The sequence below is a fragment of the Micrococcaceae bacterium Sec5.1 genome (assembly GCA_039636795.1).
Classification (GTDB): domain Bacteria; phylum Actinomycetota; class Actinomycetes; order Actinomycetales; family Micrococcaceae; genus Arthrobacter.
The window spans coordinates 1,211,131-1,225,307 of record CP143430.1 but is presented as its reverse complement, the minus strand read 5'-3'; the positions used below and the strand labels follow the sequence as shown (position 1 = coordinate 1,225,307).

14 protein-coding genes are annotated in these 14,177 nt (G+C 62.7%); 8 read left to right on the top strand and 6 right to left on the bottom strand.

What is annotated here, in order from left to right:
* Positions 1 to 52: 52 nt before the first annotated feature.
* Positions 53 to 1,483: an MFS transporter gene (locus tag VUN82_05770; protein XAS73350.1), complete on the bottom strand. Its 1,431-nt coding sequence runs from the start codon at positions 1,481 to 1,483 to the stop codon at positions 53 to 55.
* Between the two features lie 134 nt (positions 1,484 to 1,617).
* On the opposite strand from VUN82_05770, the gene VUN82_05765 reads away from it, so the two are divergent.
* The 4 genes from VUN82_05765 to VUN82_05750 are packed head-to-tail and all read left to right on the top strand — an operon-like array spanning position 1,618 to position 4,029.
* Complete coding sequence (locus tag VUN82_05765; protein XAS73349.1) at positions 1,618 to 2,391, top strand: GntR family transcriptional regulator; 774 nt, start codon at positions 1,618 to 1,620, stop codon at positions 2,389 to 2,391.
* A gap of 22 nt (positions 2,392 to 2,413) precedes the next feature.
* Positions 2,414 to 3,313 carry a ribokinase gene (locus tag VUN82_05760; GenBank protein XAS73348.1) on the top strand — a complete coding sequence of 300 codons (900 nt, stop codon included), beginning with the start codon at positions 2,414 to 2,416 and terminating at the stop codon, positions 3,311 to 3,313.
* Positions 3,314 to 3,373: 60 nt separating this feature from the next.
* The gene (locus tag VUN82_05755) at positions 3,374 to 3,640 is read left to right on the top strand and encodes a type II toxin-antitoxin system prevent-host-death family antitoxin (GenBank protein XAS73347.1); all 267 of its coding nucleotides are present in this window, start codon (positions 3,374 to 3,376) and stop codon (positions 3,638 to 3,640) included.
* Positions 3,637 to 4,029 (top strand): type II toxin-antitoxin system VapC family toxin, encoded by a 393-nt coding sequence (locus tag VUN82_05750; protein ID XAS73346.1) that lies wholly within the window; start codon positions 3,637 to 3,639, stop codon positions 4,027 to 4,029. Before VUN82_05755 ends, VUN82_05750 begins: the two co-directional genes overlap by 4 nt.
* A 9-nt stretch (positions 4,030 to 4,038) precedes the next feature.
* Here VUN82_05750 and VUN82_05745 read toward each other — a convergent pair whose 3' ends face one another.
* The 3 genes from VUN82_05745 to VUN82_05735 form a co-directional block, all read right to left on the bottom strand.
* A complete protein-coding gene (locus VUN82_05745; GenBank protein ID XAS73345.1) occupies positions 4,039 to 4,347 on the bottom strand; it encodes an acylphosphatase in 309 nt (102 codons plus the stop codon).
* A 219-nt stretch (positions 4,348 to 4,566) separates the two neighbouring features.
* Positions 4,567 to 5,466, bottom strand: coding sequence for a glycosidase (locus VUN82_05740; GenBank protein XAS73344.1), 900 nt, complete (start codon positions 5,464 to 5,466; stop codon positions 4,567 to 4,569).
* Positions 5,467 to 5,620: 154 nt separating this feature from the next.
* Positions 5,621 to 6,652, bottom strand: a complete 1,032-nt coding sequence (locus VUN82_05735; protein XAS73343.1) for an adenosine deaminase — start codon at positions 6,650 to 6,652, stop codon at positions 5,621 to 5,623.
* A gap of 82 nt (positions 6,653 to 6,734) precedes the next feature.
* On the opposite strand from VUN82_05735, the gene VUN82_05730 reads away from it, so the two are divergent.
* Positions 6,735 to 7,649: an MSMEG_6728 family protein gene (locus VUN82_05730; protein ID XAS73342.1), complete on the top strand. Its 915-nt coding sequence runs from the start codon at positions 6,735 to 6,737 to the stop codon at positions 7,647 to 7,649.
* Between the two features lie 15 nt (positions 7,650 to 7,664).
* Positions 7,665 to 8,069, top strand: a complete 405-nt coding sequence (locus VUN82_05725; GenBank protein ID XAS73341.1) for a DUF1622 domain-containing protein — start codon at positions 7,665 to 7,667, stop codon at positions 8,067 to 8,069.
* A gap of 108 nt (positions 8,070 to 8,177) precedes the next feature.
* Here VUN82_05725 and VUN82_05720 read toward each other — a convergent pair whose 3' ends face one another.
* Positions 8,178 to 10,631, bottom strand: a complete 2,454-nt coding sequence (locus tag VUN82_05720) for a Tex family protein (GenBank protein ID XAS73340.1) — start codon at positions 10,629 to 10,631, stop codon at positions 8,178 to 8,180.
* 90 nt (positions 10,632 to 10,721) lie between these two features.
* Between VUN82_05720 and VUN82_05715 the strand changes: the two genes are divergently transcribed.
* On the top strand, positions 10,722 to 11,018 hold the full coding sequence (locus VUN82_05715; GenBank protein ID XAS73339.1) for a hypothetical protein: 297 nt from the start codon (positions 10,722 to 10,724) through the stop codon (positions 11,016 to 11,018).
* 55 nt (positions 11,019 to 11,073) lie between these two features.
* Here VUN82_05715 and VUN82_05710 read toward each other — a convergent pair whose 3' ends face one another.
* Positions 11,074 to 11,508 carry a CBS domain-containing protein gene (locus VUN82_05710; GenBank protein XAS73338.1) on the bottom strand — a complete coding sequence of 145 codons (435 nt, stop codon included), beginning with the start codon at positions 11,506 to 11,508 and terminating at the stop codon, positions 11,074 to 11,076.
* 324 nt (positions 11,509 to 11,832) lie between these two features.
* On the opposite strand from VUN82_05710, the gene VUN82_05705 reads away from it, so the two are divergent.
* Positions 11,833 to 14,103: a hypothetical protein gene (locus VUN82_05705; GenBank protein XAS73337.1), complete on the top strand. Its 2,271-nt coding sequence runs from the start codon at positions 11,833 to 11,835 to the stop codon at positions 14,101 to 14,103.
* Positions 14,104 to 14,177: the final 74 nt, after the last annotated feature.

The window sequence follows — 14,177 nt, the reverse complement described above, 5'->3', positions numbered from 1 at the left end:
GATGGGAAGCAGTGCTGGGCGGACGCGCGGTGCCGCGTGCCGCCGTCGGGCGTTAGATCTTTTCGCCCTTCGGTGCTGTGATGAACAGGCTGACAAGGAAGGCGAGGACGGTGATGGACACCGAAATCCAGAGCGCTGCAGAGTACCCGGCTGCGGTGCCCTGACCGGCGAACGGGGCAACAACCACGACGCCGAGGCTCGCCCCGATGCCGAAGGAGGCACCGTTGATTCCGGGCAGCGCGGCCGGCGCTTCCTTGGGCGAGAGCAAGACGGACAGCCCGTTGATGGCGGTGAGGAAGAAGCCGTTGTAGAAGATGCCCAAGGCTGCGATCGCGATGAGGACGGCCACTTGGTTGTCGGCGAACAGTGCAGCAGCAATGGCGCAGACCAGGCTCGTGGCCGTGCCGACTCGGACGGTCTTGATCCAGCCACGGCGGTCGGCAATCCAGCCGGCGAGCGGTGCCGCGAAGACGCCGATCAGTGCTGCCGGGGTCAGGAACAGCAGTGCTGCGACCGACGCCGGCAAGCCGAAGCCGTTTTCCTTGTCCTGGCTCAGGAGCACCACGGTGAAGTTGATGATGGCGAAGATTCCCGCGAGCATCAGCACAGTGGTGGCGATGACCGGCCATACCTGGCGCGAACGGAGATGGTGGACGGCGACCAGCGGTGTGGAGCGTTTCTTCTCGATGAGCCAGAACGCGGTGAAGGAAGCGATGCTGCCAGCCAGCAGGCCAAGCGCGGCAGGTGAGGTCCAGCCGGCCGAAGAACCAGTAGAGACGAAGTAGGTAAGGAAGACCAGGAACAGGGAAAGGGAACCTGCGCCCCACCAGTCCATCCGGCCTGGGGCGACAGCGGATTTCCCTCCCGGGACAACTTTGATGACGCAGACGACGGCGATCGCGGCCAGGGCGAGGACGGCAACAAAAATCGACTGGAAGCCGAGCGTTTCAGCCATGAGCCCACCAAAGTAGCCATCAACACCGCCCACACCTCCATTAATGGCGGCGATGATGCCGATGGACGTGCCGAAGAGTCGGGCGGGCAAGTATTCGTTGAGCACTATGTAGGAGAGCGCGAAGATGGCGCTCGAGACACCCTGCATGAAACGGCCGGTGACCAGCAGCGGCAAGTTCGGGGCGAAGATGCACAGCACTGTTCCGACGCCCATGATGGCCAGGACCAAGAGCAGTGCGGTGCGGCGGCCGATGAAGTCGCTCCAGCGTCCAATCACGGGTCCGGAGATGGCTCCTGCAAGGAAGAACATGGACTGCACCTGAGCCACGGCTTCGGGCGTTTCGCCAAAGAAGGAGCCGATGTGCGGGAGTGCCGGCGTGATCATGCTGGCGTTGAGCTGGAACGACAATACGGCGAGAACCAGCGTGGTGATCAGCAGGACAGCCGCCCGACCGCCCGGGCGGGTGTCCGACGTCGCTTCTACAGTTTCGGAAGGCTGTGCCTCTACCGCTGTGTTGGGGATATTCACATCAAACTCCTTTGTCCGAGGGCGCAGGCGGCGCCACGAGATGTGAGTTGTTATACAAGCATGTATTACGAGCTTGTGCAACCTATCACATTTTTCCGGTACAGTGTCCATAACCAAACCCAAGCGAGGCACCCTTGACCGACAATGCCGTCCAGTTCCTGTCCCGACCCATTGCGCCCCAACCCGGCCAGCCTTTGCGCGTTGCGGCATACTCACGCATAGCCGAGGCAATCAGGACCAAGCTCCTCCCTCCTGGCTCGTTACTCCCCACGGAGACCGAGCTGGGCGTCATGATGGACGTCAGCCGCACCGTGATCCGGGAAGCGCTGATGCTGTTGGAGGAAGACGGACTCACCAGGGCGCGGCGGGGAGTCGGACGATTCGTGGCTGATTCGTTGCCCCGGATTGGCATCGAACACATCCGCCCGTTCGATCAACTCCTTGGCGGCCCGGACCAGGACATCCAGGTCAAACGCGTTGCGGCGGTCAAACAGCCTGCCTCGGAATTCGTGGCCCCCGGAATCGGCGTGGAGCCCGGCCAGGACGTCTGGTTTTGGGAAAGCGTGCTGATCCGCAATGGCGAGCCCGTGGCCCACCTGCAGGAAAACGTGGCTCAAGGAATCCCCGAGGCCGAGGCACTGTCAGAAGCGGCGGAAGCTCCCACGCTTTCGGCGTCGACCCTTTTGGAGGTCCTCAGCGGGATTCCGCGGGCGTCACTGGGACCTGGCGAATGCGAAATCAGCCTGAGTACCGCCGGTCCCAGCCGCGCCAAGTTGCTGGATCTTCGCCCGTCCGAGCCGGTTCTGGTCCTCACTCAATACGTCCGCCGCAAGGGCTCCCCGTTCTACCTGGCCAAATGCCTCGTGGCCGCCAAGGCCGGTCACCTCTCCGTCATCCAGTCCTCCTGAATCCTCCCGAAAAGGTCCTTCCATGAGCTCCTCCCCTCAGTCTTCCGCGCCCATTTTGCCTCTTGCGAGCACCGCCCTCACCGTTGTAGGCAGCATCAACCTCGACATCACGGCTACCGCCAGCCGCCTCCCGACGCCGGGCGAAACCGTTGGCGGCGCCGTCCTCCGTCAGCAGCCGGGCGGCAAGGGCGCCAACCAGGCCGTGGCCGCAGCCAGGCTTGCCGGCGCCTCCCGCATGGTGGGGGCAGTAGGCCGGGACGAAGCAGGCCGCAGCCTCCTGGACGCCATGGCGAGTGCCGGCGTCGACGTCCAGGACATCGCTCAAGTGGATGCCGCGACAGGGACGGCACTGGTCCTGGTGGACGGCGAAGGCGAGAACCAGATTGTTGTGTGCCCGGGCGCGAACGCCGACGTGTCCGTGGAAGGAGTCTCCTTCGCGGAGGAAGAAGCAGTCCTCTGCCAACTCGAAGTGGATCAGGACGTGGTGCTGGAAGCCGCCCGCCGGACCAAAGGCTACTTTGCCCTCAACGCAGCACCGGCCGCGCCTATCATTCCGGAGCTCCTGGAACGCTGCGACCTGGTGATCGTCAATGAGACCGAGTACGCACTGATCCCCGCGCTTCGCACGGCGCCCCTTGTTGCCGTGACGTACGGCGGCGAGGGCTCGGCGATCTTTGAGCATGGCGAACGAGTGGCCGAAGCTCCTGCGGTTCGGGTCACGGACATCGCCAACACCATCGGAGCGGGCGATGCTTTCTGCGCCGCGCTTGTCCTGGCCCTCCGCTCCGGACTGGAGCACAGCCATGCCCTGGCAGTGGCCAACGCCGTGGGTGCGGACGCTGTTAGGGATGCTTCGTCACAGCCTGCGCTCAAGCCCTTGGAGCACTACATTGAGGCGACGCGCACGTCTTTCGTCGCCTGAGCTATTGCCCTGCAGAGGCCTTCGATGAGGGAGGTGCTACGATTGCTACGGAGGCCAACCATGACAACAATTCCGCACCGTGAACTCCGCAATCAGAGCAGCAAGATCCTGGAGCGGGTCAAGAATGGCGAAATCATCGATGTCACCAATAATGGTGAAGTTGCCGCAACACTGATTCCGCCGTCAGCTTCCCCCTTTGAACGCTTGTTGCAAGCTGGAAGCGTGCGGGCAGCCACCACGAGTCCCGTCGACTTCAAGATACTTCCGCGCGTCGCCAGCGAGATGGATACCGCCGGCATTTTGGCGGATCTGCGCGGCGACCGGTGATTGTTTATGTCGACACTTCAGCCGTACTAAAACTCGTAGTGGAAGAGCGGGAGTCAGCAATAGCAGCCGCCCACCTTTCGGACATAACTGCTGCGGGAGGGCACCTTGTTGCTTCCATGCTCTTATACACGGAACTCCATTGCGCTGCCCGTCGCCGAGACTTGCCCTTCGAAGTGGTTAATAGCGTCCTCGCCGGCATCAATCTGGTCGATGTGACGCGGTCCGATCTCATGTATGCCGCGGCCTCGCCCAGACGGCTTCGGAGTGCTGATGCAATCCACCTTGCTACCGCCATAAGGCTCCAAGTGGATAGCTTGGTTGCGTACGACGTGGAACTGCTTCTGGCAGCAGTGGAATCTGGGCTCACAACGTCGTCTCCCGGGGCCTGATCAGGCGGTTTAGCCCACGATCCGGAACTCGTCGAACTCCCCCGTTGCGTCGGAAACCTCGAATTCAACATTCTCAATGCGACCAGGTGCCCGTGCGGAATGGAGCCAACTCACCAGTGCCTCGGCGTCGGCTACGGATCCCTCGGCCACCACCTGCACGGATCCGTCGCGATTATTCCTGACGGTCCCCCTCAGCATGAGCTCATCCGCTTTGCGAGCAGTCCAGTAGCGGAATCCCACGCCCTGGACCACGCCCGTGATGCGGGCTGTGACTCTTAGCGTCTCATCGCGATAGCGGTTTTCCAGCGACTCAGTCATGGACCAAATCTAGCCGCGCGCACCCGTGATGCCGAGTGCGGGGCACAACGAAACCCGTCCTTGCTTGGGAGAAGCTTTTTCTCCAAGTCCCAACTCCAACTTGGAGCAAATTTGGAGTTGGGACCATCAGGCCGACGAAAGCCGCCCTTGTCCGCTCTCCTCACCGCACAAGGGCGAGAGGAGCGAACAAGGGCGGGCCGGTGAGCGGCAGGGACTAGATCAGCCCACCACGATGTCGTGCGTAGCGTGGTCGTAGGTGAAGGTGACCGGGCCGCCGTCGTGGTTCAACTCATGGTTGGCACCATCCCGGACTCCGAACGCGCCATAGTTCTCATCCCATGAACGGTTCAGCGCGATCTTGTACGTATAGAAACCGGCCGGCAGTTCAGCCGTCAGCGCCCACAGCTGAACCAGCGGGTTGAACTCCATCTGGACTTCGTCGTACTGGGGAGCCCAGTCTTCCGGAGCGCCCAGGATCTTGTTGAAGTCACCCGCAATCGCGACGGCGTCCGGCTGGGGCAGGGTTTCGACGGCGGTAGCCGCCGCTGCCTTGGCAGGAGCCTTCCGCGTGGAAGCCTTCTTCGCTGCCGGGGCAGCCTTAGTGCTCGCAGCCTTGGTGGTGGCAGCCTTGGTTGTTGCAGCAGCCTTCGGCGCAGACACCTTCGCGGCGGCTACCTTCGGTTCTGCAGCAGCCTTCGGAGCTGCAGCCTTCTTTGACGTCGCCGCACGCTTCGTCTTGGCCTTGGCGGGAGGGGCCGTAGGCACGGGAACATCGGCTGGTACCGGTGTTCCGGCGTCGAGGGCCTCGGCGAAAGCCGAAACGTCAGGGAAGGCGACCGTCGCCCGCAGTCCGTCGTCCGGGATGGTCCATCCTGAACGCCCCTTGACCAGCCAGCCGGCCTTGACCAGCTTTGCCGATGCCGACGTCAGGGTTTTGTGGCCGCGGGGAATGCCCCCACTGAGAAGTTCAGCCTCATGGTCGTTGAAAGGAACGCGTCCGATGGCCTCTGCCAGGACTTCCCCTGCGTTCAGTGTGGCTCCAGACCATACGCCCTCAGCGAGGATGTCCAGTACGGCCTTCAGACGAAGGTTGGTGTTCTCGGCGGTGTTGGCGCCCATGCTTCTCCTTCTACGGTGAATAATCCCTTGCAGTTTGCCAATGAATTGTTAATTCGCGCGACTGATATTGGTAAACACCGTGTGTCGTGACCGAGTATGACATTCCTGAGGCCGGAAGTGATCGACGGGTCTCGCCTTGAGCGCCAATTCAGGTCTATTGCGGCGGCGCCGACGCCTTGACCCACTCAGTCACTTCGTCCAGCAATACGGCTTTCCGGGCGTCACTGGCGAACGAGGAGCGGATCGAGTTTGCCGCCAAAGTGGCCTGCTCCGGAACCGAGAACTCAAGGACCTTGGCCAGCTGCTCGAAGTTGTCATCTACATAGCCGCCAAAGTATGCGGGGTCATCCGAGTTCACGCAAACGTTCAAACCGATGGCAAGCATCTCCGGCAATGGGTGATCGGCCAGCTTGTCCACCGCACGCAAGCGAACGTTGGATAGCGGGCAAACCGTCAGGGGCACCTGCTCGGCGACGAGCCGCTGCACCACTTCCGTGTCTTCCATGCAGCGGATACCGTGGTCGATCCGCTCCACGTGCAGCACGTCCAGGGCCTCGGTGATGTAGGCGGCTGGCCCTTCCTCGCCCGCGTGGGCGATCCTTCGCAACCCGGCCTCACCAGCACGCTGGTACAGTCGCTCAAATTTCGACGGCGGATTGCCCACCTCTGCTGAGTCCAGCCCAATGCCGACGATGGGGGCGTGCATCGCGAGGAGCTGGTCCAGCACTTCAATCGCGGAGTCCTGGGACATGTCCCTGAGGAAGGCCGCTATGAGGAGTGTCGAAACGCCGAAGTCTTCCTCCGACGTTGCCAGCGCATTCGCGACGCCGTTGACGCACACCTCAAGCGGGACACCCCTGGACACATGCGCCTGGGGATCCATCATGATCTCCGCATGGCGCACTCCCCCGGCGGCGGCGCGCTGAAGATAAGCGCGAGTCATGTCGGTAAAGTCCTGCTCGGTCTGCAGGACGGCCATGTTGGCGTAGTACAGGTCAAGGAAGGACTGCAGATCCGTAAACTCGTACTTCTCCCGCAGTTCTTCGATGTCCTCATACGGCAGTTCGATGCCGTTGCGTTCGGCCAGGGCAAAGATCAGCTCCGGCTGGAGAGTCCCTTCGATGTGCAGGTGCAGTTCGGCAACCGGGGGCGCCGTCGTCGTCGTTTTCTCGCCAAAAGTTTCCACTCGACAACTCTAGGCCCCATATCCGCACGTGTCCCGGAGCACTCAACTTGGTTCTTCGCCGCGGGACCCCCAAACTGAAAGGATGCAGACTTTCCTCCCTTTCGCCGATTTCCGTGAGAGCGCCGCGGCGCTCGACACCTCAAGGCTCGGCAAACAGCGCGTCGAAGCCCTCCAGGTCCTCCGCGCACTGGTCATCCCGGAGTACGGTTGGCAGCAGCACCCGGCCGTCCGTATGTGGATGGGCCACGTCCCCGCCCTCACCATGTACGGCCTGGCAATGGCCGACGAGTGGATCCAGCGCGGCCACCCGGACAACACCCGCAACAACATCGCGGAGTTCGCACCCCAGGCCGCACACCCGGATTACGCCTCCCGGATCATCATGCCGCCGTGGCTGGGCTACGAGGACCTGCACCTCAGCCACCGCTCCAAGCTCATTGGCAAGGACCCCAAGTTCTACGGACCGCTCTTCCCGGGCGTCGAAGAAAAGCTTGAGTACATCTGGCCCGAGCCCAAGCATGAATTCCACCCTGAAGACCCTGAAGAGGACCGTCTCTGGATCCTGCGGGCCAATGTGGAAGACATCCGCCCGGAACAGCTCACCACTGTGAGCATGCCTCCTCACGGCAAGGCCAAGGCTGCCGCGGATTCAGAATCCGGCGAGTACCAATTTGTGTACGCGGAAGAGAAGTCCCGCCGCCAACTCAAGGGCCCCAAAAAGCGTCCTGCCAAGGTACTGGAGAAGAAGCCCACGCGGAAACGCCAAGCCCAGGAAGCTGCGTTCAACACGCTTCCCGGCAAAACCGAGATCGCCGTCCCCTTCGATGGCGGCCAGATTTTCGCTGTCGGCTTGGTCCAGGGACGGCCGATCACGGTTGATGGTAAGTTCGCCCGGAACTTCGAAGTCACCGATGTGGTCAAGCGCTCCGATTTCGACTACCCGGCTCTGCTGCAGGATCCGCGGGTCTTCTTCCCGATCCCCGCGCCCGCACAGTAATGGCTAGGGAGGGCCATGGATTTCCAGCACATCATCGAAGAAGTCGGCCGGTACATGGACTTCGCAGGCGTGGCAGTCATGGTGATTGGGGCGCTGGTTTCCATCCCGCTCGCTTTGCGCGGGTACCAACCCAAACGGGCAAGCGGGCTCGCCCCGTTTTCTCCCTACCGCGCCTACCGGCAATTGCTGGGACGGTCCATCCTCCTGGGCCTGGAGCTCCTGGTGGCCGCCGACATCATTCGGACAGTCGCTGTGACGCCCACCTTTGAGAGCGTGGGCGTCCTGGCGATCATCGTGCTGATCCGGACGTTCCTGAGCTTCTCGCTTGAGTTGGAGATCACTGGCCGCTGGCCGTGGCAGAAGGAAAAGGACCACGACGGCGGCAGTTCAGTTCCGGATGGCTCGTCGGTTCCGTCGTAGTCACTCCGTCGTAGCTTGCTCCGCTGTCAACACCCGCCCTTGTTCGCTCGTCATACCGTTGTACGGCATGACAGGCGAACAAGGTGGGGTTTCGTGGGCTGCGGCTGGCTACTTCCCGAGCCCTGCCCGACGAAGTGCCTCGGCCATAGCTGTGTTGGCGGGAGCTTCAGACTGCTGCGGCTTGCCCTGGCGACGGTCACCCTGGCCCGGCTGGCCACCGCCACGCTGACCCGGCTGGCCACCTGAGCGCTGCCCCGGCTGGCCACCTGAGCGCTGGCCTCCAGCATCCCGTGCGCGCTGGTCGCCTCCGCCAGGGTTACCTCCACCCTGAGCACGCCCACCGGAACCGCGGCCGCCCGCGGTGCCGGGTTCGTCGTCGAGCCTTAAGGTCAGAGAGATGCGCTTGCGCTCGGGATCGGCCTCAAGCACCTTGACCCGCACTACCTGCCCGGATTTCACGATCTCGCGGGGATCCGAGACGAATTTGTTGGACAGTGCGGACACGTGGACCAGCCCGTCCTGGTGCACTCCGACGTCCACGAAAGCACCGAACGCTGCAACGTTGGTGACTGTGCCTTCCAGGATCATGCCGGGCTTGAGGTCGGAGATCTTTTCAATGCCCTCGGAGAATGATGCCGCCTTGAACGCGGGGCGGGGATCGCGGCCCGGCTTCTCGAGCTCGGACATGATGTCCTTGACGGTGGGCAGGCCGAACGTGCCGTCAACGAATGTCTGCGGATCCAGTGCAGTGGTGGGTCCACCGCCAGCCGCGACGAGGATCTTGCGGGCAACGGAGTAGGCCTCGGGGTGCACGCTGGAAGCATCCAACGGCTCCGCTCCCCCGGTGATCCGGAGGAAGCCGGCGCACTGCTCGAATGCCTTGGCTCCCAGACGGGGTACCTTCTTGAGGTCGCTCCGCTTGGCGAACGGGCCATTCTCGTTGCGGTACGCCACAATGTTTTCACTCAGCAACGGTCCGACGCCGGCCACACGGCTCAGCAGCGCGGGGGACGCCGTGTTGACGTCCACGCCCACGGCATTCACGCAGTCTTCCACCACAGCGTCCAGTGAGCGGTCCAGCTTGGCGGCGGTGACATCGTGCTGGTACTGGCCCACGCCGATGGACTTGGGTTCGATCTTCACCAGTTCGGCCAGCGGATCCTGAAGCCGGCGGGCAATGGAGACAGCGCCGCGGAGTGAGACGTCCATGCCGGGGAGCTCGGAAGCTGCCAGGGCCGACGCGGAGTACACGGAAGCACCGGCCTCGGAAACAACCAGTTTCTGGACACCCTTGGAGCCTGCGGCCTCAAGGGACTTGATGAGCTCGGTGGCCAGCTTGTCCGTTTCCCGCGACGCCGTGCCGTTGCCGATCGCCACGAGTTCCACGTTGTACTGCTTGGCGAGGCGGCCGAGGGTGGACAACGCCTCGTCCCATTTCTTTGCCGGCGCGTGAGGATAGATGGTGTCCGTGGCAACCACCTTGCCGGTGCCATCCACCACCGCCACCTTCACCCCTGTGCGGAGTCCCGGGTCGAGGCCGAGGGTGGAGCGGTTGCCGGCTGGCGCAGCGAGCAACACATCACGTAGATTGGCGGCGAAAACCCGCACAGCTTCATCCTCGGCGTCAGCAAACATGCGTCCGCGCAGATCCGTGGTGAGGCGGTCCAGGATGCGACCGCGCCAGGCGAGCTGGGCAGTCTGGGTAAGCCAGAGATCGGCGGGACGGCCGTGGTTGGCGACCCCAAGGCACTTGGCCACAGCGTTCTCGTAGCGGCCGCGGGCGGCGGCCAGGGCGTCGTCGTCGGCGGGGTCTGCTTCGGCGAGATCCAGCTCAAGTACGCCGTCCTTTTCACCCCGCAACAGGGCGAGCACCCGGTGCGACGGCATTCCGGACGGGACTTGCGTGAACTCGAAGTAATCCTTGAACTTCTGGCCTTCGGCCTCCATGCCCTTCTTGACATGGGAGACCATGCGCCCCTGCTTCCAGAGCCGCTCACGCAGGTCCTCGGCAAGGTCAGGGTCCTGGGCGACGCGCTCCACCAGGATCGCGCGGGCGCCCGCGAGCGCTGCGGCAGAATCCTCAATCGAGTGCTCGGCGTTGAGATACTTGGCGGCTTCTGTTTCGGGGTCCAGCTGTGGGTTGGCGAGCAGGACGTCGGCCAGCGGCTCCAGCCCGGCTTCGCGGGCAATCTGTGCCTTGGTTCGGCGCTTGGACTTGAAGGGGAGGTAGATGTCCTCCAGCCTCGCCTTGGTGTCAGCACCGACGACGGCGGCTTCCAGTTCCGGGGTCAGCTTGCCTTGGGCTGCTATCGCCTCGAGAACGGTCCTGCGCCGCTCTTCCAGCTCACGCAGGTACCGGAGGCGTTCCTCAAGATCGCGAAGCTGGGTGTCATCGAGCGTCCCTGTGACTTCCTTACGGTAGCGGGCGATGAAGGGAACGGTGGATCCGGCGTCGAGCAGTTCCACCGCGGCCTTGACCTGCCAGGCCTTCACGCCGAGTTCGTTGGCGATGAGTTGATGGATGGCAGAATCGGCTGACTGGTGCTGGAGAGATTGAGTCACCCTGACAGTTTGCCTCACATGACCGACAGTTTTCAGGTCCGGGTTCCGGAAAGCCTATGCCGGGAGCGCTGTTAGTGCTGTAGTTGGAGCATGCAGGAACTGCTCATCATCCTTCAGGACGGGTTTGTTTCCGATGACGTGAGCGTGACCGTCAACGGCAAGGAAGCTGTGTCCGAACGGGATGTGTCTACCAAGATGCTGTTGGGTATGGCCGACGAAATCACGGTGGAGCTGCCGGCGAAAGGCGCCACGGTGGGAGTCGAAATCCGCAGCAGAAAGCTCAGCGCAACGAAAAAGCTCGCTGGTAAACCCAGGAGCCTGATTGTCTCCATAGAGGATGACGAACTCGTGCTGCGCGAAGGAACGGGCCGCGAGGCGTTCCTCTGACGGGGAGCGCTTCGCGGCGGCTGGATTACCTGGATTACAGCGGGCTGGTCGGCCTCTAGTGGGACATGTGCTCCTTGGAGGAGATGTGCTCCACCATTTCGCCCACGCGCTGTTCTGCGTAGTGGTTGCGGGCAATATCTCCCTGGCTGATGATGCCTACCAGCTTGTGATCCTTGATGACGGGAAGACGGCGAACCTGATGCTCTTCCATCATGTTGATGGCTTCGTCAACGTTGGCATCAGCGTCAACCCAGTACGGCTTACCGGTGGCGAGTTCGCTTGCCCGGACTTCGCGGGCGTCCCTTCCCTCGGCCAGACACTTGACCACGATGTCGCGGTCAGTGATGAAGCCGGTCAGCCTGCCGTCATTGCCGCAGATGGGAAGTGAACCGCAGTCCAAGTCCCTCATCATGCGGGCGGCGTCCTGAAGAGTCTGGTCCTCCGGAATGCACTGGGCATCCGTCGTCATGAATTCACGTACGACACTCATGGGTCCTCCTTCATCGAATGGGGTTCATCGACGCGGGGTCCTTCGGCTCCGACGCCGATGTTGCCAGCCTACGCTTGGCTGCTGCGGCTGACTAGGCGATCCGGCAGGTTGCCGCGCAGAAAATTTGGATGCCTCCCTAGATATAATCCATTCGGTGGAGTATTCTCGTTTTGGGTTACACACGGCTTCTGGGCATGGCCACTTTCACCCCCTTTGGGACTCCTCACATGCATCGCCCCGCCCTGAACCGTCATGCCGTCCATCTGGTCATCCTGTGATGGACGAACGCATATTGACTGCTTACAGAGCGAGAAAGATCCTCACATGGACACCCCCAACGTCCCCGGCACCCACTACAACCCTGTCACCAGCAACCCCACTGACATCCCGTTTCCGTCCGCTTCTGGGCCCCACGCTTTTGGGGCCCAGCCCAGCACGTTGACATGGCCCTCCGAAGACTGGTGGAGGTGCTGGCGCTCCGCTCCCGTGAGCGGCCGCTATGAAGGCAATCAGGCAGGCAATGGCCCTGTCGGCAGCGCGCTGGATCTCCGCTTGGACGTCGATCCCCGCCAGGGCGTGGAATCTCCGGTGCTGAACAAAGTCAGTGGCGATCTATACAGCACCCGCTGGGTCAAAACAGGTGGCGTCAACCAACTCGTGAAGACCTATGTGGAGTCATGGATTGTGGATACCCCGGTAGTCACCATGACCCGCGCGGAGGCACATATCACGGGAACCGTCCGCTTCTGGAAAGGGACGCATCCCGCCACAACGGTGGAAATCACCGTGTCCTGGTCCCACGGCGCAATCACTGGTGCAGTGGTCACGTTCACGGCGGGCGGCGTTGCCGGGCAGCCTTACGCATGTGCCTACCGTTCGGGCTGTTTCCGCGATATGAACCTTGAGCTCGACTACTGCACGTCCGTGGACATCGAACCCAAAGCGCCCGTCTACAACAGCCACTTACACAACAACCGCCCTGCGGACCTGGTCAACCGGACCATCACCATCGAGTCCGCGTACCGCGACGCGGGCGTCGCCGTCACCATCGATCCGGTCCATACAGTGATCGATGACAGTGCTGCCGGCTTCGCCTCGTGGAACGTCGGCGAACTTCACGATGCCATGGAGACCTCCTTCGGCAAGTTCAACTCCGGATGGCCTGCCTGGAACCTTTGGGGCGTGCAGGCAGGTCTCTTCGACACCGCTGGAGTTGGTGGCATTATGTTCGACGCCGCTGCGGGCTTTGGCGGCGCGGGTCGCGGTCCGGATCGCCAGGGTTTTGCGGTCTTCCGCAACCACTCCTGGTTCACGAACCTGGTCTCCAATCCCACCACGCAGGACCAGGCCTGGGCGATGCGCCACTTCCTGTACACGTGGGTCCACGAGGCAGGGCACGCTTTCAACTTCCTGCATGCGTGGGACAAGGCGAGGCCGGATTCCTTGTCCTGGATGAACTACGACTGGAAATACGATCAGCGCAACGGCACGGACACCTTCTGGGGCAACTTCCGGTTCAGGTTCGACGACGACGAACTGCTCCACATGCGCCATGGCGACCGTGCATCCGTGATTATGGGTGGAGATCCGTGGGCTTCCGGTGGGCATCTGGAATCCCCTGCCGGCGCCATGACCGTCTCCGGGCCGGGCAGCGATATTGAACTGACGCTCTCAGCCAAGAGCCACTTCGACTATATGGAGCCTGTGTCCATTGAATTCCGCTTGCGCAACACCAGCGACGTTCCCGTGGTGGTGGACGGCCGGATGGATCCCAGGTTCGCGAACACCACCGTGTACGTGCAGAAGCCGGACGGAACCGTGGTGCTGCACGAATCCGTGGTCTGCTTTTACGGCCTCCCTGAACCGGTGACCTTGGAACCCGCCGCCGGCGCCACGAGCGATGGCAGCGACCGCTACAGCCAACTGGTCCAGCTGGCATTTGGAGTGCAGGGCTTCGCTTTCGATGAGCCTGGTCAGTATCTCGTCCGCGCCATCTATTCGACCGAGGGCATCGTTCAGGCGTCCAACACCTTGCCGTTGCGGGTCGGTTTCCCGGTCACACGGGAGGAGGACCGGTTTGCACCCGAGTTCTTCACGCGGGAAGTAGGACTCACGCTCGCCTTCGAAGGATCCATGTCGCCGCACCTGAGCAAAGGGCTGGACGCCCTTACCGAGGCAGCCGAGCGGTTCGGCGGCGAGCCTTTGGGCGTCAAGGCGGCCACCGCCGTCGCGCAATCCGTGGGAGATGACTTCTATCGGCGCAAGGAAGACAAGATGGTGAAGCACCACAGCGCCGATCCTGAGCGGGCCCTTGCGCTGACCGATGTGGGGCTCGCGAGCTACCAGAAGGGCACCGGTGCCGCGAACAACCTGGCGTACCGGAAGCTCGTGGAACTACGAACGGAGCTGCATGTGAAGGCGGATAACACCGCAGCGGCAAAGTCAGAGGTGGAAACCCTCGCCAAAGATTTGGGCTCCCGCGGCGTGAACCCGACTGTCCTGGCCCAGGTCAAGGGACTGATCCCCTCAACTCCGGCGGCCCGTTCCCGCCGGTCGGCTCCGAGGAAGCCTGCCAAAAAGCCGTCGGATGGCTAGTCGGTAAATGGCTCCCCAGCAGCCGGCGACGGCGGCATCCCGCCCTTGGTGCCGCCGTCGCGCCCTCTTCTGTT

Coding starts and splice junctions, on each gene's coding strand:
- VUN82_05755 (XAS73347.1), top strand. CDS start 3,374: ATGACAACAATTCCGCACCGTGAACTCCGCAATCAGAGCAGCAAGATC.
- VUN82_05730 (XAS73342.1), top strand. CDS start 6,735: ATGCAGACTTTCCTCCCTTTCGCCGATTTCCGTGAGAGCGCCGCGGCG.
- VUN82_05705 (XAS73337.1), top strand. CDS start 11,833: ATGGACACCCCCAACGTCCCCGGCACCCACTACAACCCTGTCACCAGC.
- VUN82_05715 (XAS73339.1), top strand. CDS start 10,722: ATGCAGGAACTGCTCATCATCCTTCAGGACGGGTTTGTTTCCGATGAC.
- VUN82_05725 (XAS73341.1), top strand. CDS start 7,665: ATGGATTTCCAGCACATCATCGAAGAAGTCGGCCGGTACATGGACTTC.
- VUN82_05760 (XAS73348.1), top strand. CDS start 2,414: ATGAGCTCCTCCCCTCAGTCTTCCGCGCCCATTTTGCCTCTTGCGAGC.
- VUN82_05740 (XAS73344.1), bottom strand. CDS start 5,466: ATGGGCGCCAACACCGCCGAGAACACCAACCTTCGTCTGAAGGCCGTA.
- VUN82_05745 (XAS73345.1), bottom strand. CDS start 4,347: ATGACTGAGTCGCTGGAAAACCGCTATCGCGATGAGACGCTAAGAGTC.
- VUN82_05710 (XAS73338.1), bottom strand. CDS start 11,508: ATGAGTGTCGTACGTGAATTCATGACGACGGATGCCCAGTGCATTCCG.